We start from the raw sequence: 25,634 nt of genomic DNA, 5'->3' as shown, positions 1-25,634 counted from the left end.
GGTCAGCCAATCAACCAAAGCCTGGCTTCGTGAGGCTGCTCAACATTCCCATGCGGTCGAGTAGAGCCCATTCCTGTGCAGCAGGACGCGCCCAGGCGTTTGATCAAGTAGTCGATGCCTCGTTCTGAAAATAATCGCGTTGTATTTGTTGACAGAGTTGCACTTGCGCGTTTGAGGCAGGAGCGGGACCTGATACGATATGTGAGAGGCAGTGAAACGTTGGTAGGGAGTTGGTGAGCTGCGCTCGAAAGTAGACGATACGAGGATCAGAACGTTGAATGCGCATTACCCGACTGAAGATTGAGAACTTCCGATCGATAAAGAACCTCGACCTGACACTTGGCGATACCACTGTCTTCATCGGCCAGAACAATGCAGGGAAAACAGCGATCCTCGATGCTGTACGCATCGTCCTGACGCGACGTTGGGGTCAACGCGGAACGGGATTTACTGAGCACGATGTCCATCGTCCAGATGAACAAGGCGATCCGCGGACGTTGCCTGCCGTTAAAATCGAGCTGGTCATTGAGGAGCCAAGCGTCGGAGCGTGGAACCCGGACATGGTTGCAGCGCTGGAAGACATTATGGTGCTGCTCCCCGATGGCCGGAACAGTTTGACATTGCGGGTGACGTGCACGTGGAGTGAGGAGAAAGAGGCTTTTGAGCCAGCGTGGCAATTTCTGGATGCGGCCGGTGAACCATTGCCGGAACGGCGCAGGGCGACAAATCTAACGGGCTTCTTCGGCTACATGCCGCTCTTCTGGCTTGGGGCACTGCGCGACGCGGCTGACGAATTCGCGCCCAGGTCGGGACATTGGGGGCGGTTGCTGCGTGGCGTGCGCATCCCAGACGAATTGGAAGCTGAAGCGCTCCGCATCCTCGCGGAACTCGATGCCCGGATCGTCGCGGCTGATCCGAAGCTTGCCCAGATTGCTGACCTGATCGGAGAAGCAACACGTGTGGCAATCGGCGAGGGACCCGGGGCGGCCCGCGTAAATACGTTGCCAATGGCGATCGAGGAAATGCTCCAGCGGACCGGCATTGTGCTACGCAACGAGAACCTGCGACCGTGGCTGCCGCTTGGTCATCATGGCCAAGGCCTGCAAAGCCTTGCTGTGATCTTCCTATTTCAGGCGGCGGTTCTTCAGCAACTTGCGGAAGCCGAAAATCCCGGTGTAGAGGCCATCTTCGCCATTGAGGAACCGGAGGCTCACCTGCATCCGCAAGCGGCGCGTACCCTTTGGGAGCGCGTGCAGTCCCTCACCGGCCAGAAGTTGATGACGACGCACTCGCCGTACTTTGTACAGCAGGTGCCGCTTCGCGACCTGCGCCTTGTAAAGCTACGTAACGGGCGCACCGAATTCTCCTATATCCCTCAGCGGGCCGTCTCCAGCCTCCCGTGGACGGAGGCTTTGGACGGCTTCACGCGGGGTGCTCACGCCTCAAAAATATTCAGCAAAGACGCTGTTACAGGCTGCGTTGCCGCTTCGAGCTGGTTCGACGAAGCCATGCAGGAGGCGCTCGCGAATTGCTATCGCCGCGAAGCCGATGCACAGGCCAAGACGGAAGCCGCTGCTGCCTTTCGTTATGCATGCCGCATCCTTCCGTCCGGCGAAGATGAAGCGGAACTGACTTTCCATGGCCGCCGCGTACGAGGAGAAATATTCTTCGCGCGGCGATGGATCTTGGTCGAGGGCGTCTGCGAGTATCTGTTGATTCATGCTCTCGGCCGAGTGATGGGATGGCCGCTCGACGATCACGGCGTGTCGGTGATCGATTTCCAGCTCAGTGGCAGCGCCGGCATCTATCCGGCGCTTGGCACTGCATTTCAGATTCCGTGGCATATGATTGTCGACGGCGACAGCAAGAAGGACAATTTTCGGAAGCAGATTCTCGACAGAGGCTTCAAGGAGCAGGACCTTACAGGGCGGTTCATCACGCTGACGGACGGAAATGACCTGGAGGCGGAGCTGCTTGCTTGCGGGCATGAACAGCTCCTGCGCGATATACTTCACGACAGCGGGGTGCATAGCGCCCAAACTTGTTCCGTCGAGGTGTTGCGAGGCGTTTTGGATAATCGGAAGACCAACTATATGAGCGTGCTTGCGGCGCGCGTTGCGCAGGATGCCGCCTTGGCGGCGCGGATGCCAAGCCAGTACGTTGACCTGATTACCGGCCTTCGGGATGGCACCGTATGACGAAGGCGTTGAACGAAGCCCTTGAGCGTTTAAGTCTCACGCAGCGACAAGCGGTCGAGTGGGAGGAAGGGGCTGCGCTTGTGCTAGCGGGACCTGGGGTAGGCAAGACGACCGTCCTCACCGCTCGCATCGCGCGGATTCTCGAAAGCTCGCGCAATCGCAATTTCCGCATTCTTGCGCTGACTTTCACGACCAAGGCTGGAGATGAAATGCGGTCCCGCGTCGACGAGCTTGTTCCCGGACTGAGCGAACGAACGGTCATCGGGACGTTCCATGCCTTCTGCGCCCAGGTGCTCCGGCAGCACGGATCGCATCTCGGCATCAAGCCTGATTTCGCAGTGTACGACCAGGATTCAGACCGCGAGGAGCTGCTTAAGGACGCCCTGAGAGCGGCAGCGGAAAAGGGGCAATCTGTCTCTTCCGACGAGGTCCGCTGGCTCCGGACCATCGACCGTTTGCGGAGCAATTTGGTCAGCCCGGCAAAGACGGCTGGCCACTTCAGGGATGAGGAAATGGGCCTGCGGGCTTCTCTCGTCTATTCCATCTATGAAGAGGCGTTGCGTGCGCGGAACATCATGGATTTCAACGGCCTGATCCTCGACACCTGCCGCCTCGCTCATCAGATGCCGGCCGTCGCCGCTCGAATTCGCCAATCCTACCCCTATTGGATGATCGATGAATTCCAGGATACGTCGCCGGCACAATTTCGGCTCGTCCGCTTCCTGGCGGGCGACGATTTCCGCAACGTCTTTGCTGTCGCAGACGATGACCAGATCATCTATCAGTGGGCGGGCGCAAGCTATCGCCAGATCGTGGCATTTCGCGACCGGTTCAAGCCGGAGCTGTTTCAGCTCGTGGAGAATCGGCGTTGCCCGCCAGCAGTCGTGCAGATCGCAAACAATTTAATTGCGTTCAACTCCGATAGGACGCCCGGCAAAGCGCCCTTGCTAGCCACCAAACCCGACGATGGCCCAGCTATACACTTCCGCACCTACGGAACTGAAGCCGACGAAGCGACAGGAATTGCGGCGGAGATTGCGGAAGCAGGTCTTAAGACGTGGCCGCATACAGCGGTGCTCGGAAGGACGCGCGCGATCCTGACGCCCGTTGTCGAAGCCTTGCGCACCGCTGGCGTCAAGGCCGCGATCGTCACACGTCGTGATCGATTCATTTCGCCGCAATTCGTCTGGCTTCAGGCGTGCCTCGACCAGGGCTTACGCCCAACGGACCGACAAGTATTCATTGCGATGACGAACGCGGCAAACCTGATTGCCGGGATAGAGCTGGATGCAAGCTTACTTGAGGCGGAAGCAGAAGGTGCCGGGCATAGCTTGCTGGAGCATTGGGCGCATGCCGCAAGCGGCCTTGGTAACGACATAGCTGGCAAGTTGGCGCAATTTGCGTATCGTCTGGTCCAAACGCGTTCTTCATGGCGGTCGCTAGTGGCCGAAGCACTCGTCTGGCTGCCCGAAACGGCCGCGTCGAGCGAAGGCGTCGAGTCTGATGCGGCAGATGATAAAGCGGCTTGGGAAATCGCGACACGCGCGATCCGCGCAGAAAAGGGTGGTGATCCCGATCTCGCGGAGCTTCTTCAGGGAATCGCGTTGAGACCCAAGGAGCCGCCCCCTGATCCGGACTCAGTGCGGCTATTCACAATTCATTCGGCGAAGGGTCTGGAGTTTGAACAGGTCTGGGTCATGGGAATGGCGGAGACGGTGCTGCCGTCGTGGCAAAGCCTCCAGCCCAAGGCGTCGCCCGCGGAGCTGGAAGAGGAACGTCGCAATTGTTTCGTAGCGATCACTCGAACGAAGCGCACACTCACGTTGACGCGCGCTGAGAAGTATCGGGGATGGGTCAAGAAGCCGTCGCGGTTTCTTGAGGAAATGAAGCTCCCTGAAGAAATCCAACGCTAGTACGAGTTTGGTTCCTTGCCTGCTCGCGTGGGATGGTCGTTGTGGCAGGCGGTGACGGGCACCTGTTCTCAAGTCTGGTGAACGTCGCGATAGGGGGACTCAGTGATGAACGCCGTTTCTGCTCTTCTCGACTGGATTTGTCTCAGCGCAGCTCAGGACATGCGAGATGCGAATCAGTTTCCGTATCGTCCAGGCCACGTCGTACGAACTCAGCTTCAGTACGGTGAGGAAACAATCACGGAGCGGTTTCTTCTGGATTTGTCCCGGCACTTCCCGCGCGACAACACTCTGACCATGCAGCTTGTGAGCATCGCGCATGTGAAGAATTCCAAAGCGCAGTACCCGGAGCCAACGACAGGCTCAGACTGGGAATGGCACTTCGGAGGAACTGGCGGCCAGTGGTTCAGCATGCGGGTCCAGGCGAAGAAGGCGAAGCGTACCGGGAAACAGTGGGGCTACGCAGCAATCGGGTGGCCACGGAGCGGCAAGACGACGTTCCAGATCGATGATTTGATTCGCGATGCGGGCAATCGCTACTGGCCGGCCTATGCATTCTACGACAGCCGGTTCCGGGACAAGACACCTCCGCTTGGAGTCTGTGCCCAGTGCCCCCGGCTACATCCATATTTCGGGGGGATGACCTATGCCGATGCTCACGTCATACAGGGTCTTCGGCAGGCAAAGACACTCGATCGCGATACCGTCCTCACCGTCTCCGCGCCGATGCCATGCCTATTCGACTGTGTGGGACGAGCGCAGGCGAATATGAATCTGCCGCAGCGGGTCAGAGCATTCGCCGCCGGCGTCAGTCAGCGAAGCGCACGCGAAGGGACAGCGGGTCGCGAACCACCCCCTGTTCTGACGGATCCTCCGCCACAGTATGTCCTGAACATCGTGAACCGTGCGGAAGAAACACCGGATGCGCCCGTCGTTCTGGAAGGCCTTAGTGAAGAGGACCCGATTTCCAGACTCCGGGGTATCGTCATCATCAGGGAGCGCGTTGAAATTCCGTTGAACAACCCGAAGTGATCGTCGCCGGCTCCTTCGCTTCGACCGGCAGCATCAGCGGGGCCGATCGAGGCGGAATTCCTTGGCAGGTACGTCTACGCACCACACCTCCTGCGGGTAGACAATGAAGTCATCATCATAGTGGTCGAGGCGGCAATAGATGTCTTTGATAGGCACTGTCGTTACATACACCGCCTTGTTGTCGAGGTGATAGTACTCAGCATGCTTGGCCGCATACCAGATTGCCTTGTCGAGCGATGGCGTCCACGACATACCGAGAGTGTGCACAGGCCCCGCGCAACCCCGAAACAGAGTGATCCGATCACGTCTATCACGGCCTAAAGCAATGGCGTCGCCCAACGGCTTGAGCTTAAGGAGACGCGCGCGCTCGCAGGCGTCGAATACGGCCCTAACGACCGTCTCCCCAATCATGCTGAGATGGGACGCATGCATGTAGGCGTCGATCCACGGTTCCTCCAGGATGCCGAGGGACGCCAGCATGCGATAGTTGCGAACGATGAATTCGAGGCTGTGTGACGGAATGTATCCGTGAAAATTCTCGTGGCGCGCGATTGCGCGTTTGACTGCCTTCGCGTCTTCGTCTGAGAGCCCGGCGTAGTCGAGATCAGCCATGCGCGCCCACAACTCTTCTGCGAAGTGGCGTGTCAACGAAGGCAGGCGCTTTGTTGATATACTCGAATGCGGCGCGGCGTCCGTCCTTGGGAAGATGTTGGAGGTACGCCACTGCCGCGTCGACGGAGAACGACCTGCCTGTCTTCTGCCGGAAGTTGCTTTGCAAGTCTGTCCAGACGACGGCATCGAAACCTTGTGCGATCGCCCATGCCGAGACGACAGCACCTGTCTCGCCGTCTCGTGATCGCTCTTCTCCATTTCGGTGTGTGTAGGCGATGTTTGAGACGTTCTTTGTGCTCTCGCGCTCGCGGAGATCTTCGACAGCCTCCAAAAGGGCACTTCTCCGGCTCGCACAGTACGCGACCTGAGTGGCGGTGCCGTTCCGGGAATCCAGAACAAGCGTCAACGCACCGGCTCGCGACGTAGAGATGCGGGAGAATTCGATCTTCAGCAAGGGGCCGTCAAACTGCCATACGTCATGCTGTTGATCGAATGTCAGTTGCTCATCCCATAGCAGCGATCCCCATCCAAGAATGGCGATGCGGTCAGGCATGATGGTTACATGCCCGCAGCACGGTCCAACGCGACGCTGATGACAAACGTGCTCACGCGGTGTTCCAAACCTGGTAGATGACCTTCCGGCGCTCGAACGCTTCCTTGCCGCCTTCCATGATCTTGACGATCTTGGCCTGGCACTCTTTGGTGTCGATGCTCCCCGATACCGCCGTCGCAACGTCATCCTCTGTATGGCAGGCGGTGACGCTTTCGGCGTCCCCGAGCACAGGGAAATTGGCGTTGTGCGTCACGAAGATGAACTGCCGTTGGGCTTTGATGTCCCGAAGGAGCTTGACGACTTCCTCATAGACGGTCTGGCTATCGAGGTCGTCTTCCGGCTGGTCGATGAGCAGAACGTCGTTCTCATCCTGGCTCAGCAAAAACAACATCATGGCCGACGCACGCTGGCCGAGCGAGTGGGACTTCAGAGGCTTGTTCCTGTACGTGACCTCATAGGAATTCGGAACCTGATAGGAGAGGAGAGCGGTCAGGTTCTTGGCGAAGAGGTCCTTGAACGTCTCGGACTTGCCCTTCGTGATCGCGGCGGCGTTGTCGAGGTCACGGAAAATCTCGCCGAAGTCCTCGTACTTCGTGGCAAGCTCCTGATAGTAGTCCTTGCGAATGCCGCTGCCGGCAAACGCCTGCTCCATCTGGCCGCGGAAGGCAGCCTTGTCGCCCTTGAACACCGGCGCGACCTTGAGCGACCCCTGCGCCTTGTTGATCTTGTCGAGTTCGGCGGAGATGAGCTGGAACTCCTCCAAAAGTGCCGTGTTCCTCTCGCTCAGGACCTTGAGCAACGCGTCCTTGCGTTCATTTTCCTTCGCGGTCTTCTTTGAGAGATCCGCGATGCTGCTCGCGAGCTCGGTCTTCTGGTTCTTGAGCGCGACGTAGTCATCGGGCTGGATCGACGTGACGCCCTGTGATTTCAGCGCCTCAACCAGTTGCCGCTCGACCTCTGCGAATTCGTCTTTCAGGCCATCCTTCGTCGCGTTGAGCTCGTCATGGAGAGTCCTAAGATCGGATTGGACATCCTCGACGGTCTTAGCGACGGCGCGGGCGGCCGCCAGCGTCTGTTTCAGCGCGGCGAGCTTTACGCCGTACTTCTTGAAGAAGTCGACGTTGTGCTTAGAGTCGGGAACCTTCAACGCGTCGAGGCTCTCGGCTGTCTCATCGATCGCGGCATTCAGGGCGTCGAGCCAGTCTTGCGCAATTCCGTCGATTTCTTCGCAGAACGCCGCGTCCTCGTTGAAGGCGATCTGCTTTTCGAGCTTCGCTTCCACGCCGTGCTTGTCGAACTGCTCAAGTTTGAGATTGACGGTGTTCAGCGCGGTCTCGGCTTCCTGCAACACGCCAATATCGTCCTGTACGGACAGCAGGGTGCCGGCAGCTTTCTTGAGGCCGTCGTTAGAAGCCTGAATCTTCTGACGAACGGGCTTCAGCGTGTCGCCCACAAGCTTTTCGACCAGGTCCGTACCGAAGGTCCTCCCGGCATCGGAAAGGTCCTTCTGCCCGAAATACAGCGGCTTGCGCAGAACGATCTCGCGGATGGACACATTGGATTGCAGCTTGCCGTTGACGTGCACGTCCGCCTGGTGGTTCAGGATGCGGCTGATCTCGTAATGCGTGCCGTGTCGGTCGGTCGCCTCGACTACGACCTTGCCGCCGCTTTTAAGGACATAGGGAACAAGCGCATTCTTGTAGTCCTTGTCCTTCTCGCCGGGCGCGATGGTCAGTGCGAAGCGCAGGCATTCCAGCACCGAAGACTTTCCACTGCCTTGAATGCCGATGATGCAGCTCAGATGAGGCGAGAACGGTACCCGGACCCCGTTCAACAATCCGCCCTCGAACCGGATAGAGTTGATGTGGGAGTGCTTGACTTTCGGCACCTCCGCCGCGACGCGATACGTGCTGTCGCTCAGCGCGTATCGGACGGCGTCAAAGGTGAAATCACCGATCTTGAGATAGGACTTCCGTCCGCGTCCGATCTCCGCGAGCTTCTTGGCGTCGCAGCCTTCCACTTCGGCGGGATAGCGTCCCTGCCACCATCCCTTCACCTTAACGCGACACTTGGCGTCCGGCTTGTCGTGGGTGCGAACCTTCTGGAACGCAAGGCAATACTTCTGGACGAGCGGGTTTGCCGACAGCTCCTGAAGTCGTCCGCCGTCGATCTCATTCCACAGCCCGCTGGCGGCTTCGACATGGGCGAAGACGACGAAGAAGTCTCGGTGGAATTCGTCGAGGTCCTTGAGGGTCGTCAGGAGGTCATGGTTCGACCGTCCATTTTCCTGCTCGTACTGGGCCGGCACCCGACCCTTGAAGGCGGTCGCCAGGAACTGGTTGATGTAGTCGTGCCCGCCTTCGAGCCACTGGTCAGAGAAAACAATGACGGTATGCACGCCGTTGGCGCCGTCATTGACCGACAGCTCGACGCCGGGAAGAAGGCCAATGCCTTCCTTTCGGGCACGGGTTCGCAGGGCCTTGTATTCGCCCATGTCGAATTTGTTGTGATTGGCGATGACGCCGATACGGATGCCAGCGCTCTTGAGCGCATCGACATATGCGCCGCCGAAACTGTTCTCTTCGCCGGTGTAGCTGAATTCCTTGTCCGCTTTCGTATGAAGGTGAAAGTCGGCCCGCACCCACTCGGTGCCGTTCTCGAAAATATCCGCAGCGTCCTCCGCCGTTGCCGTGGTCTATCCATTCCCAGCCCAATCGCGCTGCCCAGGCTCAGCCTGTGACGGCTACCGATTGGGTTGAAGGCGGGCTTATAATTGAAATCATCGGGCGCGGCCAGTGCAATTGCTCATTGGCACGAAAAAGATGGGTCCCTATTCCTCGAGCACGTCAGCCAGGCGCTTTACCAGTTCATCCCGCTTCTTCCGGGGAAGCTTGTCGAGGTTCTGCTGGCGCCACTTGACGGCAGGCAGAGAGGCGGCCTGGGGGACACTCAGGAGCGGCCACTCAGGTGTCCCGCGCTTGAATGACATCAGGAATGACCGGTGATCCTGGGGCATGCCACCGACAATTGCCTGGATGAGGTCCTCCCGCGCCGCAACGAGATCGTCAAGCGCCACGGGCTTGTCCGTCATGCCCTCGAAGCCCCTTAAGAATTCCTCCCGTATCGGCTTCCGTGTCGGGGCCAGCACCTCGGACATGGGCCGACCGTGGCTCACTAGGTAGACGATGAACGCACGGCGCAGGTCGTCGCTGATGCCTTCGTTGGCCAGCAGGTCGCGCACGTCGAAGAGGTCGCGCGGATGCTGCCGGTCGAGCGCGGCTACAATCTTCCCGGCATAGAGATCGGCGAAAGAGACGACCTGCATCTCGGCGAAGCCAAATGCCTCTTCCACGACGGCAGAGACGCTCCGAAGTTCCGGCTCATAAACGCAACCGCGCAAGACCGGCGTCACTTCAATCTTGATCTGGGCGCCATCGGCGCGCAGCAGCAGCTTCAAAATGGCACCTTCTCCCCGGGACGGTGTCACACGTGCGCCGGGAATGGCTTTGGTGACGCGCTCCGAGATGCGGGTCATGGCCGCGTCAATGGCCTTGAGGGACTTGTCCCGCGATTGGACTGGCAGATAGGTCAGGTCGATGTCAACCGACAGCCGGGGCATATCCCGGACAAAGAGGTTGATGGCCGTCCCGCCCTTGAGGGCAAAACAGTCTTCTGCGGCGACCAGTGGAACGGTCTTGAGGAGCAGGGCGACCTGGCGCCGGTACTGTTCTTCAAACGGCACCCAGATCCTCCGGCACGGTGATTTGGTACGTGCGGTCGAGCTTGCCACCCTTCACCAGCATACGGTTGCCGGTCCCAAGGTCGATCTGATCCTTCTTCAGTTGCTTGAGCCAGGCGTGTTTGTGGCGATCGGCGAAGAAGAAGAAGAGCCGTTTGACCTTGATGCTCTGGCAATCGACGAGCAGCTTTTGCAAGCGGCGAGGACTGAGGTTGGAGAGGCCTTCCATCAGCTTGTCGACCTGATGGAAGCTTTCATGTTCCGGCAGCTCGTCGAGCAATTCGAGGATCGCGCGCTCTGGCGTCGATAGCGTCAGATGCCAGTCCCAGGGCCCCCACGGCTGATAGGTCAATCCACGTTGCAGCGGGTCGTTGCTGGCGCTGGCATGCGTCAGCAGGTTCATCGTCAGGCTGCTGATGCCGTAGGTTATTGGATCGTTCTTGAACAGCTTGCGGCTGTTGTGGTGAACGAAGCGCACGTCTAGTGGGAGCTTGTTGAGCCAGGTTGGCAGGCGGCGCGGGCCGTAGAGGTGAACTTCCTTGGTCTTCTGTGGCAGGAAGTGCGCATAGCCCTGTAGTTCTAGCGCGGTCCGGCCACCGACGATAAACGGATCGTCAAGAAGGATGGTCTGAAGGGAGATGACGACCTGCTGCCAGCTCAACGTGCCACGCGGTCGGCGGAAGAGGCCGCGTGCGGGCTGCTCAAGCCAGCCAGTCGAGACGTAGTGATTGAGAAGCTGGCGCGAATAGCCTTTCTTCCGGAACCACGCAGAATGCGCGAGCAGCCCCTCCGGGAGCTCCCGTTCCAATCTGTTTAGAAGATTGTCCTTTCGTCCAGTCATATTTGACCATCTATCACATTTCCAAAGCAGGCGAAAGTTTGAATCTCGCTCGATATGACAAGTTAAACTTGACATAATATCCTATGGACAAAGTGGCGCCGACTATCAACGTAGCGAACCTCGCCAGGCGCCAAGTCTTTGAAATCTAAGCGCTTGAGGCGGGTAATAACGAAGGTCGAGGACCGTATGACTGCCACTGACATCTATCGTCAGCCCCTGTCACTGATAGACCTCTCGTTGCTCAAGGCCCTCACACGGCTCTCCGCCGACGCCCTAGCGACGCTGGAAAAGGTCGAGACACTCAACGTAGACGGCTTCTCTGAGCCGGAGGTGCGGACCTTCGTCATCGACCCGATCATCAAGGTGCTCGGCTACGACAAGGAAACAGACTTCTCTGTCGACCTCGGCAAGCGCATCCAATTCCTGAACAAGAAGCGCTTTCCCGACTACAAGTTCAACCTGTGGCGGGAAGACTTTTGGGTCATGGAGGCGAAGAAGCCATCCAAGGGGAAGTCGTTTGGGTACAAGGCGCTCGCCCAGGCGGCGGAGTACGCGCACCATCCGAAGATTAACGCCGCGCTTGTTGTCCTGTGCGACGGACGGAAGATCGAAGTATTTGACGTGGAAGAGAGCGTGATTGATCCGGCGCTCCACGTCGACATCAAGCATCTGCGCCGCGACTTCGAGAAGCTCCGCCACTTCCTCGAGCCGTGGCAGGTCTGGTTCTTCCAGAAGAGGCGCATCGTGCGCCTCATCGACAAGGTGTTCGACAAGGAATTCAACCTTGGACGACTGGAAGAGTTCCGCCGCCTGATCGACCATCGCGTTGTCGCAAAGCGTAGTCTGGTACTTGAGAATTTCCGTCGCAACGTCACGCCGGACTTCGACCAACGCAAGGAACAGCTCGAGAAAGCGCCAACCGCGGACCTGATCGAGGCATATCTGTTCCTGGAGAACCCGCATCCAATGGCGAACGCGCTGACGCGCACGCTCGTCACGCGTAGCGCATCGGGTACATTTCTCATCCTCTCGAGGATGCTGCCTGACGTGCCGCGTGATGTGAACGACGCCTATTTCGCTCAGGTAGTCAAATATCTCGTCGAGTTGGGGCAAACCCGCACAAGCACGGAGTGGTTGCCAGCGTGGCTGACAACAGGCAACCAAAACAAGGCGGACCTAGAGGCAGCCACGAAGCGCTTGATCAGGCACTGCCTGAGCCACTTCAGCGAGCACGAGGCCTGGAAATCGATCCTGCTTGCGGCCAACGCCTTTCGGCGCATCTTCAAGATCATGATGCTGGGTAACGAAGCGCAGTGGCACATGGGTGCGCTGCGTCACATGTTGCACCGCTACCTTGAAGATGAGCGATCATGGTCGCAGCTGACGTCGTCTCCTGAGGGGCATGTGCTTGGAATGATCGATGGCGGCGCCCTCCGGGCAACGCATCAGTTCGTTGCGCAATGCTATCCGCCACAGGAACTGTATCGTCCCGAAGGCCCATTCAAGACGGAAGTCGCACGACGCCGACTGAACGAACTGTGGAATCTCGAAGTCGCGCTGCTCGGGAATATCGGCAACTACCCGAAGCTGCGGGCAGAGCGGAACCTAGGCGAGATGCGAATGACCGAGGCATCCGGCATCACCTTTGACTACCTTGGCCACATGACTCTCTGCTATCTGCCGCAATACCCTAAGTGGATAGAATACGTCACGACCGAGCACCGTTCGCCGGTAGAGGAGCTGGCGAGACTGGGTTCGTTTCGTGCCCGTGAGCTTCTTGGGATTGATCAACGCGAGAACATGCCGCGGGTGCCGGACGCGGAGCTCGCAAATCGCTTCTTCTACGGCGATATCGCCATCCTGAAAGCGCTCCGCGACGGATATGCGGAACGCTCCTCGTCGCGCATATAGCAGCTTGGTCTTTTCAGTTACTGGCCGCGCTTGGGATCGTGGCTCCCTTGCTTTGATTGTGGTAGCGACATAGCACCTGTGCATTGGAGATGACCGTCTGGCCACCGCGGCTGTGCGGGACAACGTGATCCGCGTCGTACTCCAGCCACGGAACGATGCATTCCTTGTCCGGCTTCTGCTCGCTGATACAGGCCTGACACCGGCCATTGTCGTGGCGATAGATGAGTATGCGTTCGGCCTCGCTGAATGCACGCCGGTCGTCCTTCGTCTTGAGGCTCAATCCCTTCGCGCTCAGGTACTGAAAGAATATCTGGCGGATGATCTGATGCCGTACTTCGATTTCGCGAGCTGTTTGCTGCCGACGGTTCGAGAAGGTCTGGATGTCAACGTCATCGGCCTTTTCGTCCGACCAGCGCTGGTGGAAGTCGTGGGTGAAGCTCAGGAACGCCGCGCGCTCGGGCCGGTCCCAGACGTAGTATTTCAGCAGGTGCCGCAAAAGCAGATAGATCGAAATGATAAAATATTCGGTCCGCAGCTCCTTCACAGCGCCTTCGCCGTTCGCGATCATCGTGTCTTCCTTGAACACGTCGTAGAAGGCCCGCATGACCTTCAGAACCTCCCGCGCGGTCGGTTCATTTTCGAAGGTGTCGTTGCCGATGCCGTCGTCGCGTTGGTGCTTGTCGATATATTCCATGACATCGGACTCGCGAACGTCGGCAGGACCGTCCTTTTCCTCGAAGATGAGCAGGCGTGTCAGCAATGCGAGATGCTGCATGCGGTCGTTGCCACGATCGATCACGCTGAAGAACGGGTGCTTGCTCGGGTTCGAGTCCACTGGCTCATAGGCCGCGAAGTCGAAGCCGATCTCGTCGGCGTACTTCACAACGAAGTTGCGCGAGAGGCTGGCGAGCCGCGCGTGGGCAATTTCCATGTAGGTCAGACTCTCGCCCTGCTGGAGGCGCCAGAAGATCTCGGCTGCGATCTTCTGGTGCGCTCGGTTACGCGGGTCGTCAATGCCCTTCACGATATCGGCGTTGTACTTGAGTTCGCGATCCACAAAGCGGCGGAGGTCGGGAGGCAGCTCGGAATACTTCTTGCCGGGGAGGGTCGCATCGATGTCGGTCAGGCTCTTTGGCAGCTCGATTGCGTCGTCGAGAAACTCTTTTGCCGTCGTGATGCGCTGCTGACCGTCGATAACCTCGCGGGCCGTTCGTGTCTCGTCGCGCCGTACTTCCCGGATAACGATACGCGGGACGTAGTAGCGGCGGAACAGGCTGTCCAAAAGGTCTTGCTTTTTCTTTTTCGACCACACGCTCTTGCGTTGGTACGGCGGGCGGACAACGAATTCCTCCCAGTAGTCTCTGAAGTCCCGGATTGGCAATGTCTCCTGGACGATCTCGTAAAGCGGTTTCGGATTGAACATGTTCCCCCTGCCCTGCAGGAAAGCTTCTCCGAAGTCCTTGCAGGACGCAACCTCCCCGTGAGGAGCGGCACGTCGTGTCGGCAAATTCCCCGCTATGGCGAGCATCGGCGCGAGCAACCTGCTATAGTGCCGCCAAGAGGCGGAGGGCACGGGGCATTCATTGACGCATGCGAAGACGCTGGCGGCTGCAATCTCAGCCTTCGGAAGCCTGACCAAAGCAAAACTCTCAAGCCGTGCTGCCTCCGGCTCGCCGGAGGACCAGTTAAGGTCGCCTCTAGAGGGCCTCGTGCGCGATTTGGCGCACCTTGCCGGCTTGCCGGATAGTGCCGTCAGCATGATCGGCGAAAGCACCCTGTCCGATCTCAAGACCCGCCCGGACTATGCCGTCGACGTTCAGAATGCGCTCGTAGGATTCATCGAAGTAAAGTCACCTGGCAAGGGCGCCGATCCTCGACGGTTCACGAATGCGCATGATCGCGAGCAATGGGATCGGCTCAAGTCCTTGCCCAACCTGCTCTATACAGATGGGAATGCGTTCAGCCTCTGGCGTGACGGGAAGCTCGTTGGGTCGGTCATCCGTCTGGAGGGGGATGTCGAATCGTCCGGGCCTGCCCTGGAGGCGCCGCCGACCCTGCTGCCTCTCATCTCGGACTTCCTGCATTGGCAGCCAATCCCTCCGAAAACTGCAAAGCAGCTTGCGGAGACGAGCGCGCGGTTGTGCCGGCTGCTCCGGGAAGAGGTCGTCGAACAGTTGGAGCGGGACAGTCCGGCGCTCACCGAGCTGGCGAAGGACTGGCGCGCGATGCTGTTTCCGCAGGCGACCAATGCAGAGTTTGCCGATGGCTACGCACAGGCCGTCACCTTTGGCTTGTTGGTCGCCCGCGCCCAGAACATCTCCTTGGCAAGAGGCATTGACCAGGCAGCACAGGCGCTCAGGCGGTCGAACTCGCTGATCGGCACGGCGCTTCGGCTGCTGACTGACGAGAGCGCCAATCAGGACGTGTTGTAGACTTCGCTCAATACCCTGACGCGGGTGCTGGAGGCCATTGAATGGTCGAAAATCAGCCGGGGAAGCACGGACGCCTGGCTGTACTTCTACGAAGACTTTCTGGAAGTCTACGACAATGCGCTGCGCAAGCGCACCGGCTCCTACTACACGCCGCCGGAAGTGGTAGGCGCGATGGTCCGTCTCGTGGATGACGCGCTTCGGAGTCCTGCTCTGTTCGATCAAGCGAAGGGATTTGCGTCGGCAGATGTGACGGTCGCCGACCCAGCCGTCGGCACCGGCACGTTCTTGCTAGGTGTGTTCCGCCAGATTGCCCAAACAGTGGAGCAGGATGAAGGTCCCGGCGCCATTGCTGCCGCCGTCACCGCTGCGACGCGCCGTCTCATCGGCTTCGAGCTTCAGTTCGGGCCGTTTGCGGTGGCACAGCTTCGCTTGCTAGCGGAAATGCACACGCTCATTCCTGGCGGGGCTGCGCCGGATCTTCGGCTTTATGTAACGGATACGCTCGGCAATCCGTACCTCGAAGAGGAGCGGCTGCCACAGCTCTATCAGCCGATCGCGCGGTCCCGACGGGACGCGAACAAGATCAAGAGAAGCGAGCCGATTACCGTCGTGATCGGCAATCCACCCTACAAGGAAAAGGCCAAAGGTCGTGGCGGCTGGGTCGAACAGGGAACTGCGGGACGAGAGGCACCGCTCGACCGGTGGGTACCGCCTCCGCAATGGAAAGTCGGGGCGCACGCGAAGCATCTCAAGAATCTCTATGTCTACTTCTGGCGGTGGGCGACCTGGAAAGTTTTTGGGACAGGTTTGCACGACTCGACCGGCCTCGAGGAGACAGATCGGGCCGGCATCGTCTGTTTCATCACTGTGGCCGGGTTCCTGAATGGTCCCGGCTTTCAGAAGATGCGCGACGACCTACGACGCTCATGCAATGAGGTTTGGGTCATCGACTGCTCTCCAGAGGGGCACCAGCCAGAGGTCGCCACACGCATCTTTCAAGGGGTTCAACATCCCGTCTGCATCGTGCTCGCGAGCCGAACGCCGAAGAAGGACTCGAACGTGCCCGCGCGGGTTCGCTTCCATAGCCTTCCGTCCGGCCGCCGGGAGGACAAGTTCGCGGCGCTTGCCAGGCTGTCCCTAGAAGACCAGGCATGGACCGATTGTCCGAGCGGTTGGCGTGAGCCATTCCTGCCAAAGGCTGGAGCGGATTGGGCAAGCTGCGTCGCGTTGGATGATCTATTTGTCTACAACGGCTCGGGTGTGATGCCCGGCCGTACGTGGGTGATTGCGCCGGACGCGCAATCTCTCCAAGAGCGGTGGTCAACATTGCAGCACGAAAAGGAAGCTGCGACCAAGGAGGAACTCTTCTACCCCCACCAGGGCGGCGACAAGACTGTTAACAAACGGGCGAAGAAGGGACTCGCGGGCCATGAGTTGCGGCCGCAGTCCGTGGCGCAGGACAGAGGGCCGTGCATTGCGCCGACAGGCTATGCCTTTCGATCTTTCGACCGCCAATGGATCATTCCAGACAACAGGCTTATCAACAGGCCCAATCCGACATTGTGGGACTGGCATTCACGGCAGCAAGTCTATGTGACAGCGCCGGAGGATCGTTCGCCGTCGGGTGGACCCGCCCTGACAGTGACGGCGCTCATCCCGGACCTTCATCACTACGCGGGAAGAGGTGGCCGTGTCTTTCCCCTGTGGCGCGATTCATCGGCGACGCTGTCCAATGTGAAGCCGGCTTTGCTCTCGCATCTCTCGAAAGCCTATGGATGTGGCGTAAGCGCTGAGGATGTCATTGCCTACGTTGCCGGCATTGTCGCACATCCTGGCTTCACGACACACTTCAAGGAAGACCTTCTTCAGCCAGGGCTTCGTGTGCCGGTGACAGCGGATGCCAAGCTGTTCGAACAAGCATGCCAGTTGGGGCGAGAAGTCGTGTGGCTCCATACGTTTGGCGAGCGCTATGCGAACCCGGCGAAAAACCGCCCCTCGCGTCCGCCGCGAATGACGGCGAGCGAGGCCCCGCGAATTCCGAAGGAAGGCGCCATCCCCGGTGCTCCGGAACCACTGCCCGACACAATGGACTATGACCCAAGCCTGCGTCGTCTTCGTGTCGGCAAAGGCTACATTGACAACGTGTCACCCGCGATGTGGGCATATGCGGTCTCGGGCAAAGAAGTCATCCATCAGTGGTTCGGCTATAGAAAGCTTGATCGAAGTCGTCCTGTGATCGGTGACAGGCGGCCACCATCGGCGCTGGACGATATCCAGCTTGAGCACTGGCCCGCAGAGTACACGAGCGAGCTGCTCAATCTCCTGCACGTGCTGGGTCGTCTCGTTGCTCTCGAACCGAAACAGCAGAGGGTGCTTGAGGATATTGTGCAGGGTCCTCTGCTCGGTGCGGAGGATTTGAAACGTGAGGGGGCGCTCAATGCACCGCCCAAGCTCACAGACGAACCAACGGACGGTCCGGCCCAAGCCAAACTTCTGTAAAACTCAGCCAATATGTCGAGCGAGGAACCGAACGATTTGTTGCTAGGGTCGTTGGACACCTACGTTGTTACAGCGACGGTCCGCGCCTCTGCCGGCCGATGCTCCAAGAGATCGTCTCGCCACGCGACATACCGGACACCTCCTTACCCAAATGGTGGTCGAGCACCGGCCGCCAAGGGACCAAGGTCAACTCAAAGCTCTTCGTGATCAGGGCGAACCGACCGCTGACAAGGTCGACCCGCCGAAGGTAGGTACCCTCGATGTGCTCGTCCGGCCGAGCTTCCGTGTACGGAACACCGAGTTCGGTTGACAGCTGGGCGCCGATGCTGGCTAGCTCGCGGCGGCGGAGTAGGCCCAGCAAATTGGCCCGGTAGATTATGCGGTCTTGCTCGGCACGTGCGAGCCCTTGCTCGATCAGCCATTGCCGGCGGCGGGCAAGCGCCTCGCGCACCTCGTGGCCAAAGCCAGCATCACGTGTGATCGTCGGCGTATTGGCAAGGAGTTGCCGATCAAGCCACGTCGCGCCCTCGGCGACGCCCTGGCGCTCCAGCGGGACCGTCGACAACGTGTCGATGACTATTGGCGTTCGCCGCGCCTGCACCCGTTCGAAGGCCGCTGCGCAATCCAGGTGGTCGGGCGCAACGATCCAAGTGCCGTCCTTTTCACGGGTGACGTCGACGCCAGCCCGTCGCATCGCCTCCAGCCGGCGAACATGAGCTTGGGCAAACGTCTCGCGCGCCGTCGGATCGTGACGAAGATGAAGGTCGACGCTGTAGCGGCCGCCGTGCGCCGCCGCGATTTCAGCGACGGTCCGATCGACCGCCCGGGGCTCTGCCCGCTTAGGCTCGATGGCAACGATGCCGCCGACCGGAATTGGTTCTGCCTCGCCGGCCTGGCCGATATCGACGTAGTGGGTGCGGCCATCGACGCCATCGACGATCACATAGCGCCGGTCGTTCAGTTCGTCTGACAGACCGCGCGCAACGACCCGGCCGACGAGTCGCTGGGCATTGTTCTCAGCCGGCTCGTAGATCACATAGTCCGCCGCTGAGCGGGCCAACCCCTGGCGGGCAAGCTCGTGATGCAGGGTCTTGATGATGTCGCCTCGCTCGCCCAGCCGGCGCAGGACCGGCTCGAGGCCGCTGGCGAGCTTCCATTGTCCAGGCCCAACCTCCTGCGCCAGGCCAAGGTGCCGCAGCTTCTGAAGCCGGCCGGCGCGCAGCGTCTGACGGAAGGCATCCCCGACGGTCGTTCCGGATCGCAGGAGGCCCTGCTCGTCCACCTCGTTGAGCAAGCTGCGATCGAGGGAGGTGAACCTCTGCTGCTCCACCTCGGCCCGCAGCCTGGCCTCGATCTCGCGGTCGCTGCGTGGGCCGAGGTCCAAGCTGACGATTTCAGCGGCGCGCTCACGCATGCCATGGCTGAGATACTCGCGAGCGATGATCAGGTCCCGGCCGCGGTCGTCCTTGCCACGCAGGACGATGTGGGTGTGGGGATGGCCGGTGTTGTGGTGGTCGACCGCGACCCAGTCGAGCTTCGACCCGAGATCCTGTTCCATCTGCTGCATCAGCCGCCGGGTGAAGTCTTTGAGGTCGGCGTATTCGATCGCGTCCTCGGCCGCGACGATGAATCGGAACTGATGGCGATCGCCCTCGCAGCGTTCCAGAAGGGCATTGCTGTCAGCCCGGTCGTGGTCGGCGTCGTAGAGATTGCCCGGCAGGCCCTCGCGCGTTACGCCATCGCGCTGCAAGTAGCGCAGGTGCGCACGGGCCGAGGTTGTGCCGCGACCGGCGTGCTTGATCAGGCGTGTCTTGACGACGACGCGGCGCCGGCGAAACGCTGCGTAGCGATCACGGGCGCCCAGCACCCGGCCGACGCCCGCGCCGCGGCCGAGCTGCCCGAGTTGGCTAGTTCTACGCGACGGGGCATGCTTGCGCCCGCCTGCCCGTGCGACCGTCTGCGCCACGTTACGCAGAAAGGCACTGCGCACTCCCCGATTGCCGATGCGACCCAGCCTCGGTTCGAACTCGCGATCGTGGATGACAGGGAGCTTCATGAAAACCTCGGCAACGACAGCGCTGGTTCGTAGCCGATTGCTGGCGTGGAGGCTTCGACCTCAATCAGATCAAGGGCTTCTTGCCGTATTGGAGGGAAATGCCCGCCCTTCCCTCCTTCAAAACCGATGTGCAGACAAACACTTGGCGACCGTTGGAGGGCGCCTTTTATCTTGCCTACCCGCGATTGTGGCTCTCTCTACCATCCGACCTTCGTCCACATACGCCTTGCGGCGATTGGCTCGCGCACCGGGCGTTCAAGCCGAACTGTGTTGCGGCTCAACGTTGGCAATCGAGATGCGGTGGTTCGCGCGATCAGGGCGGTCCCTGATCGTCCATCGGCGCCGCAGATTTACTGCCGGCAGTCGGTGCACCTGGGCGTCGATTCGTTTCCGGTTCGAGCGGTAACTTGGCTCCAGGTTGATCGGCTCGAGAAGCCGAATCATCGTGGTTCACAAACAGAGTCGAGGGTCGCCCCGGCACAAAGAACAGCAGAGGATTGAGGTTGCGGCGACGCTCTGGCGCAGCAGGCACCGATGAAAGCTGCTTGGCCGCCGGACCATTGTCACTCCCGTTTGCGAGCTCCGCTCCGATTTGAGCGACGTAGGCGTGCGTTTCCGCCGGTAGCGGTTGCACTCCCCGGCGGTAGGCCTCAAAGCGTTCGGGACCGGCATTGTAGGCCGCAAATAAGTGCGGATAGCCAAACCGGTCGAGCATCTCGCGCAAATAAGCTGTGCCAGCGAGAATGTTGTCGCGAGGATCAGCAGGATCTGGACCCAGACCGTGGCGACGCTGCATCTCAGCATATGTCTTGGGCAGCACTTGCATGAGGCCGACGGCGCCCGCGGGCGATGTGATCGGCCGGCCGTCAATCGTGGCCTGGCCATCGCTTTCTGCGCGCATCACGGCACGGATCCAGGCTTCCGGAATGCCAAAACGCTGAGCCGCCTCGGCGATGAATCCCTGCCACTGCCCGACGTTCGTCGTGCCAGGCGTGTCCGCCACGCGCAAAATGTTGGCTCGCGCCAAGGCCTCCTGTGCAGCGGACTCGACAGAGATAGCGCGGCTGATTGTTGCCGCTGTGGGGCTCTCGTAGCTCATGGGCGGCCCGGCGAACGGCGAGCTGCACAGCAGCAGCGCGATCACCGGGTCCATATCGGCACCAGTTTACCCAGGATCGAAGATGTCGGAATCGGTCCGAAGTATCGCCCGTCGAAGGAGTCCCAAACCTCGGACATGAGCAGGAAGACTTCGTCCGCTCCGAGCACGCGACAGCCTGTCCAAGGTGGCAGCGGACGGCCTTGCGGATCGGCGGGCAGCTGAATGGCAGCAACCCAACCGTTGATCAGGAGGAGGCCGTGGCGGCCGCACACGGTGTCGCCCGACGTGGCCGCAATGCGCTTGGTCAGTGGTACGGATTCGGGAAGATAGCCTCGGCTATCCGCCAATCGGCGTGCGCTTTCCGGCGCCCATGCGAGAACAAGGTCGCCCTTTTGCAGGCCCTTGGTCTGCTCTACACGGTAGAGGCCAAGCGGCGCGCTGGCGCTGGCGTTCCAGACGAAGCTGGGGACCGAAGGGCCAAGTGCGAGCGCGGCCAGGCCGAGCCCCGCAAGGGCGCCGACGCGAAGGATGGACGGTCTACGCATCGCCGTCGACCTTGGTGTGAGCGCGACCCTCCGACCAAGCGTCGAGGTCGGCTATGTGGTAGCGCACGTAGCGGCCGTGCTTGCGAAAGCGCGGGCCGCGGCCCGTGCGGCGCATGCGCTCGAAGGTGCGCGGCGATAAGCCGACATAGTGCGCAGCCTGGGCCGTATTGAGAAAGGGGCTGCCCTTCTTGGCGTTGGCGGCCCTGACGGCATCGTCGTCCATGCGTGCCCTCATCGGGGTGGTCGGAAGACGACGCCGCAGGTCGTCTCCTTCGCGGGCAGCATGAGCGGGCAAGCGATGGCTTAGGACTGGCGAAGTCCCTTGAAGAGGTTTTCGCCACCCAAGCGCCGCCTCAGACGGCGGAAGACGGCATTGCCGCGCCTGGTCCGACGGGCCGCGGCCAGCCGTTCAAGCGGCGTGATTTGCTGTGAATCGATGCAGCGCCGGCGACGCAAGAGGCGTCAAATCAGGAAACTTCGATATCCGCCGTTCATGAGGTGTCGTCCCCGCCGGACCGCTCGGCGCACCTGGTCGAAGAGATGGCGCCTAGGGTCCGACCAGTCGGCGAGAACGCGTGCTTCGCCAAACAGGGCGACGGCGATGTCGCGATAGGTGGCGCCGGCCAGAAAGCCGTCCAGGGCTTGCAGAACATGGCGCAACCGCCGGGACCTTGGGTCGATTGGGAAGAGATGGTCGGGCAAGCTCTGCGTGCTGATCAGAGCATTGAGGCCTTCCAGCGCCGTGAGCCGAGCCCGCAAGTGTCGGGCGTCGAAGATGGCGTCCGTGTGCAGGCTGACGGGCTCGAGCAGGCTTGAACCACGGACCGCCAACTGCAAACTGCGGCTGCTATCGCGCGCCAACAGATGCTGGGTTCCGTCCGGCAGGACCAGGAGTGCCGTAGGATGGCGCAGGGCGGCAAGCGAGAACGGAGCCGTCGAGACGGCCGGAACAGCCGTCACCGGCAGGACGTGAGGGCATGCCTCGGGCCGCCAGAACACCGTGGCGGCAGTCGCATCGTGGTCGGGTGGATCTGCGAAAAAACACGCCCCATGGCGCCAGATCATCGAGCGGCCGGTTGGCCGTCAGGAGGGTCAAATGCCGTCGCTGTTCGACAGAAACCGCCGGGCTCATCGCGGCCCATTCGCGCTGATACTCAGGATCCCGGCGTAGGAATTCCCATCCCCAGCCGCGCTTCGGCAGTGAATCGGTGTAGTCATAGGCGTCGGCACGACGCCATGGCTGTTCGTCTTGGGATGGCGGACGGCTGACCATCGTAGGCTCCTCGCGCTGTGGCAAGGCAGACCGTCAGCCGCCTCCCTGAATGTAATTGGACGGTCCCGTCTCGCCGAAATTGCTTCCTTTCCGCTGTCACCGAGGTTGCTCTAGGCCGTGGCCATCGTGACCGGCGCCCAGAGAACTGGCTGCTCGAGTCCACCCTCGCGCCGCAGGCGAGCGAGGGCGTCGCGCGAGACCTCGAGGTAGCCCGCGATGGCTCGGGTCGTACCGACTGCTTGAGGGGCGCCGATGCGCTTCAGCGGCCAGCCGGCCCGCCGTAGAATGCGTTCCATCCTGAGGTCCGTGACCGTGACGATGGCGCTGAGACCGCGTGCCAGGCCAAATTCGACCATGCCGATGAAGAGCCCAAAGGTTGCCTTGGCGATGCCGCTGACTGCCGCGGCCGCGTCGTTGTGCAGATCGAGAGCGAAGCGGCTGCTCTCCCAGATGCTCGGGCTGGCCGGCGGCGATTCGCCGTTCAGAAGAACGCCGAACGCGTCGCGCAGCATGGTGGGACCGGTCGACGGCAGCAGACGGACACAGCCTTGAACACGGCCGTCTCGGCCGCGTTGGAGGAGGTAAATGGGGTGAAAGGCGTCGAAGTCGTCGACCTCTAGATCACCACTGACTTGGACGTCCCAATCGAGCCGCTGCTTGAAGACGCGATAGCGCAAGCGGTACATGTCGGCGAGCTCTTCCACGAACTCACCGTAGTGATCCTGGCTGATGAGCTGCATCATCGTCGCCTCCTGGATGAACAGGCAGCAACAATGAAAGGGTCAAAATTGGGCCCGCGCACCCTGTACACCTGAACAGGGTTGACAGCTCGCCAGTCGTATCAGGGCGTGGTGCGCGTCGAGGCCGAGTAGCGCGCGATGGCTTGGGAGATGGTGCGGACGCCAAGCTTCTGCTTGGCATTCTCGAGGTGGAATACCGTCGTGCGGCGCTTGATGCCCAGGATGTCCGCAGTGTCTCCGGCGGACTTTCCCAAAGCGGCCCAGCGCAGGCAATCGAACTCGCGCGGCGAGAGCGCCACGCCGGCGATGATGCGATCGCCGGACAACTTCTGACGCACCTGGGCGTGGTAGTGGAGCGCCATGAATTGCAGAACTTCCCCGTGTCGCTCGACGCCGCGGCTGAACGCCGGATGGCGCTCGTGGGCGGCGAAGGTGATCGCCGCCACCGGGCCACGTCCATCGTGAATGGGGATGGTGAAGCCGGAGCGGATGTCGAACTGGGCCGCTTCGTCAAAGAACTGCTGTTGCCGCTTAGAGAGAATCATGGTCCCGGCGCCGAGGCCCCATTCAAACGGCTCGGTGTCATGCTGGGCCTGAAGGATCACGGGATCGAACCGTTCGTAGCGGCTTTGCAGATAGTGCGTCGTCCACTCGGCTGGATAGGTGGATATGAGGAGCGGCTTGTCATCGGGCCGGGGCGGCAAGGACAAGTACGCGAAGCAGTGCAGGCCGAATGCCGCTGCCGCATCGGCCAAGGCAGACTGCAAGTCAGCGCGATCGACGCTATCCGACAGCCGGTCGATGAAGGTCTGGAAGACCCGGTGCATCGCTTGGCCCCAATGACGCGAGACCCAGCGACCTTTTCAGGCATGCCAGCACGCTCTTGCCAGTGACAACGTGAGGCTGCATTCGTGCCATGCAGCCGCGACGGTAAGACTCTTGCCGAATGCAGGCATTCCGACGGAAAGCGCACGCTCGGCGGCCGCATTTTACAGCTACATGTCGGGCTAATTGAGGTCAGACACGTTGGCCGGCTCAGCCACGCAGGAGATGGCGGTAACCAACGCGGCTCATCCAGCGGGCCCGGCGCAGGTGGCTGTCGACGACGCGCTCGGCCCGCTGGGGCTCCTTGGCCGGATCGATGCCAAGGATGACCTCGGCCATTTCGTTCTTGCTTGCGCCGTCGGCGGTCGCGTCCAACAGACGGAGGTAAACGACCAGATGCGCCTCATCGTAGGCGGTGATCGAGTCTGACCAAGGGACGTCGTCGGCAATGGGTTGATTGTGACGCTGAGCCACCATTGCGCTCTGCCCTCCTGCTGATGTTCGCCAAGCGCCCTGGACTTCAATTTACGGAGTAAGAGTCGAGAGGCCAGTGACATGCGTCGGGCCGATGTGGATAGAAGTGGTGGTGAACTACGCCACTTCTTCTCCACGCAAACCACGCGATACATAATATAGTTGATAAACTTTATAGTTTGTATACCGCTGACTTCGGCGCATGGACATGCGCAAGTTGGTGGGGCGGAATGTTCGACGCATCAGGCTGAGAAAGGGCCTGACCCAAGAGGAACTGGTGGAGATTTGCGGCTTCAGCCAGCAATACATCAGCGGCCTCGAACAGGGGAATCGGAACCCGACGGTCGTCACGGTTTACGAAATCGCCAACGCGCTGGGCGTCAGCCATCTCGATCTCTTGCGACCGCCCAAACGTCGTTGATGGGTCCTCTCCAGGCAATCAACACCAGACAGCGCCGAGCAGTCGCCTAAGGCGTACGATCAACCCGCCAAGTCAGGAAGGCCATTTGATGCAGGGCCTTGCCATGGAGCGATCGGTAGCTCTGGCGGACAACGGCGCGGTTCTGCGTAGAAGCAGGCCGTTTAGTGAGCACGAAAACCCGACTACGGTCACTCGTGGCTCACAAGCAGTCATCTCCTTTCGAGGATGCGACCGCAGGGTCGCTATTCACTTATGAATGCCTATGCTCCCATACAGAGTACGTGCTCTGCACCTTTGACCTCTGGCGACATCACCCGGCTGTTCAATAAGCCGCCGGGTTGGTTTGACCGCGATCGTGTGCGCAAGAGGCTCTACGGCAAGGGCTTTCCCCATCCCTTCGAGCGTGGCTTGTGGTCGGCCGGGGCCGTCGCCGCTTGGCTCGCCGAGGCAGGCCAGAATCCCTTTCAGAAGCCG

At 60.6% G+C, this 25,634-nt stretch carries 22 protein-coding genes; 7 read left to right on the top strand and 15 right to left on the bottom strand.

Annotated elements, in window-relative coordinates:
• Positions 1 to 278: 278 nt before the first annotated feature.
• The 3 genes from B5D62_RS22040 (at position 279) to B5D62_RS22030 (ending at position 5,140) form a co-directional block, all read left to right on the top strand.
• Positions 279 to 2,198, top strand: a complete 1,920-nt coding sequence (locus B5D62_RS22040; RefSeq protein ID WP_085936105.1) for an ATP-dependent nuclease — start codon at positions 279 to 281, stop codon at positions 2,196 to 2,198.
• Positions 2,195 to 4,111: an ATP-dependent helicase gene (locus B5D62_RS22035; protein WP_085936104.1), complete on the top strand. Its 1,917-nt coding sequence runs from the start codon at positions 2,195 to 2,197 to the stop codon at positions 4,109 to 4,111. The genes B5D62_RS22040 and B5D62_RS22035 overlap by 4 nt, the downstream gene beginning before the upstream one ends.
• 105 nt (positions 4,112 to 4,216) lie before the next feature.
• Positions 4,217 to 5,140, top strand: coding sequence for a DUF6615 family protein (locus B5D62_RS22030; RefSeq protein ID WP_085936103.1), 924 nt, complete (start codon positions 4,217 to 4,219; stop codon positions 5,138 to 5,140).
• Positions 5,141 to 5,173: 33 nt separating this feature from the next.
• On the opposite strand, the gene B5D62_RS22025 is transcribed toward B5D62_RS22030, so the two are convergent.
• The 5 genes from B5D62_RS22025 to B5D62_RS22005 form a co-directional block, all read right to left on the bottom strand.
• Entirely contained in the window at positions 5,174 to 5,752 is a 579-nt protein-coding gene (locus tag B5D62_RS22025; protein WP_085936102.1) for a hypothetical protein, read from the bottom strand.
• Positions 5,745 to 6,305, bottom strand: a complete 561-nt coding sequence (locus tag B5D62_RS22020; RefSeq protein ID WP_085936101.1) for a hypothetical protein — start codon at positions 6,303 to 6,305, stop codon at positions 5,745 to 5,747. The genes B5D62_RS22025 and B5D62_RS22020 overlap by 8 nt, the downstream gene beginning before the upstream one ends.
• Before the next feature lie 52 nt (positions 6,306 to 6,357).
• Positions 6,358 to 8,970, bottom strand: coding sequence for a TrlF family AAA-like ATPase (locus B5D62_RS22015; protein WP_419188805.1), 2,613 nt, complete (start codon positions 8,968 to 8,970; stop codon positions 6,358 to 6,360).
• Positions 8,971 to 9,135: 165 nt separating this feature from the next.
• A complete protein-coding gene (locus B5D62_RS22010; RefSeq protein WP_085936100.1) occupies positions 9,136 to 10,047 on the bottom strand; it encodes a nucleotidyl transferase AbiEii/AbiGii toxin family protein in 912 nt (303 codons plus the stop codon).
• On the bottom strand, positions 10,037 to 10,885 hold the full coding sequence (locus tag B5D62_RS22005; protein WP_085936099.1) for a type IV toxin-antitoxin system AbiEi family antitoxin: 849 nt from the start codon (positions 10,883 to 10,885) through the stop codon (positions 10,037 to 10,039). Before B5D62_RS22005 ends, B5D62_RS22010 begins: the two co-directional genes overlap by 11 nt.
• Positions 10,886 to 11,071: 186 nt before the next feature.
• Here B5D62_RS22005 and B5D62_RS22000 point away from each other — a divergent pair, with 186 nt between their 5' ends.
• Positions 11,072 to 12,796, top strand: coding sequence for a type I restriction enzyme HsdR N-terminal domain-containing protein (locus B5D62_RS22000; RefSeq protein WP_085936098.1), 1,725 nt, complete (start codon positions 11,072 to 11,074; stop codon positions 12,794 to 12,796).
• A 13-nt stretch (positions 12,797 to 12,809) separates the two neighbouring features.
• On the opposite strand, the gene B5D62_RS21995 is transcribed toward B5D62_RS22000, so the two are convergent.
• Positions 12,810 to 14,219 (bottom strand): HNH endonuclease family protein, encoded by a 1,410-nt coding sequence (locus B5D62_RS21995; RefSeq protein ID WP_170921068.1) that lies wholly within the window; start codon positions 14,217 to 14,219, stop codon positions 12,810 to 12,812.
• A gap of 286 nt (positions 14,220 to 14,505) precedes the next feature.
• On the opposite strand from B5D62_RS21995, the gene B5D62_RS33810 reads away from it, so the two are divergent.
• Entirely contained in the window at positions 14,506 to 15,228 is a 723-nt protein-coding gene (locus B5D62_RS33810) for a hypothetical protein (RefSeq protein ID WP_218191209.1), read from the top strand.
• A 24-nt stretch (positions 15,229 to 15,252) separates the two neighbouring features.
• Positions 15,253 to 17,727 carry a type ISP restriction/modification enzyme gene (locus B5D62_RS21990; protein ID WP_218191208.1) on the top strand — a complete coding sequence of 825 codons (2,475 nt, stop codon included), beginning with the start codon at positions 15,253 to 15,255 and terminating at the stop codon, positions 17,725 to 17,727.
• 67 nt (positions 17,728 to 17,794) lie between these two features.
• Here the strand turns inward: B5D62_RS21990 and rlxS are convergent, their stop codons facing one another.
• From rlxS to B5D62_RS21950, 9 genes are all read right to left on the bottom strand, one after another.
• Entirely contained in the window at positions 17,795 to 19,783 is a 1,989-nt protein-coding gene (gene rlxS / locus B5D62_RS21985; protein ID WP_218191206.1) for a relaxase/mobilization nuclease RlxS, read from the bottom strand.
• A gap of 313 nt (positions 19,784 to 20,096) precedes the next feature.
• Positions 20,097 to 20,936: a lytic transglycosylase domain-containing protein gene (locus B5D62_RS21980; protein WP_231714893.1), complete on the bottom strand. Its 840-nt coding sequence runs from the start codon at positions 20,934 to 20,936 to the stop codon at positions 20,097 to 20,099.
• Positions 20,924 to 21,427 (bottom strand): S26 family signal peptidase, encoded by a 504-nt coding sequence (locus tag B5D62_RS21975; protein ID WP_085936096.1) that lies wholly within the window; start codon positions 21,425 to 21,427, stop codon positions 20,924 to 20,926. The genes B5D62_RS21980 and B5D62_RS21975 overlap by 13 nt, the downstream gene beginning before the upstream one ends.
• Positions 21,420 to 21,650, bottom strand: coding sequence for a helix-turn-helix transcriptional regulator (locus B5D62_RS21970; protein WP_085936095.1), 231 nt, complete (start codon positions 21,648 to 21,650; stop codon positions 21,420 to 21,422). Before B5D62_RS21970 ends, B5D62_RS21975 begins: the two co-directional genes overlap by 8 nt.
• 239 nt (positions 21,651 to 21,889) lie before the next feature.
• Positions 21,890 to 22,387 (bottom strand): DUF2285 domain-containing protein, encoded by a 498-nt coding sequence (locus B5D62_RS21965; RefSeq protein ID WP_419188803.1) that lies wholly within the window; start codon positions 22,385 to 22,387, stop codon positions 21,890 to 21,892.
• Positions 22,275 to 22,700: a transcriptional regulator domain-containing protein gene (locus B5D62_RS34385; RefSeq protein WP_419188802.1), complete on the bottom strand. Its 426-nt coding sequence runs from the start codon at positions 22,698 to 22,700 to the stop codon at positions 22,275 to 22,277. The genes B5D62_RS21965 and B5D62_RS34385 overlap by 113 nt, the downstream gene beginning before the upstream one ends.
• Before the next feature lie 110 nt (positions 22,701 to 22,810).
• A complete protein-coding gene (locus B5D62_RS21960) occupies positions 22,811 to 23,443 on the bottom strand; it encodes an acyl-homoserine-lactone synthase (RefSeq protein WP_085936094.1) in 633 nt (210 codons plus the stop codon).
• A 98-nt stretch (positions 23,444 to 23,541) separates the two neighbouring features.
• Positions 23,542 to 24,267, bottom strand: coding sequence for a helix-turn-helix transcriptional regulator (locus B5D62_RS21955; protein WP_085936093.1), 726 nt, complete (start codon positions 24,265 to 24,267; stop codon positions 23,542 to 23,544).
• Between the two features lie 208 nt (positions 24,268 to 24,475).
• Positions 24,476 to 24,742 carry a DNA -binding domain-containing protein gene (locus tag B5D62_RS21950; protein WP_085936092.1) on the bottom strand — a complete coding sequence of 89 codons (267 nt, stop codon included), beginning with the start codon at positions 24,740 to 24,742 and terminating at the stop codon, positions 24,476 to 24,478.
• A gap of 199 nt (positions 24,743 to 24,941) precedes the next feature.
• Between B5D62_RS21950 and B5D62_RS21945 the strand changes: the two genes are divergently transcribed.
• Entirely contained in the window at positions 24,942 to 25,160 is a 219-nt protein-coding gene (locus B5D62_RS21945; RefSeq protein ID WP_085936091.1) for a helix-turn-helix domain-containing protein, read from the top strand.
• Positions 25,161 to 25,634: the final 474 nt, after the last annotated feature.

Origin of the sequence: Enhydrobacter aerosaccus (assembly GCF_900167455.1) — a bacterium.
GTDB classification, from domain to species: Bacteria; Pseudomonadota; Alphaproteobacteria; order Reyranellales; family Reyranellaceae; genus Reyranella; species Reyranella aerosaccus.
The sequence above is the reverse complement of the archived record's forward strand: the minus strand, read 5'-3'. Positions and strand labels throughout refer to the sequence as shown.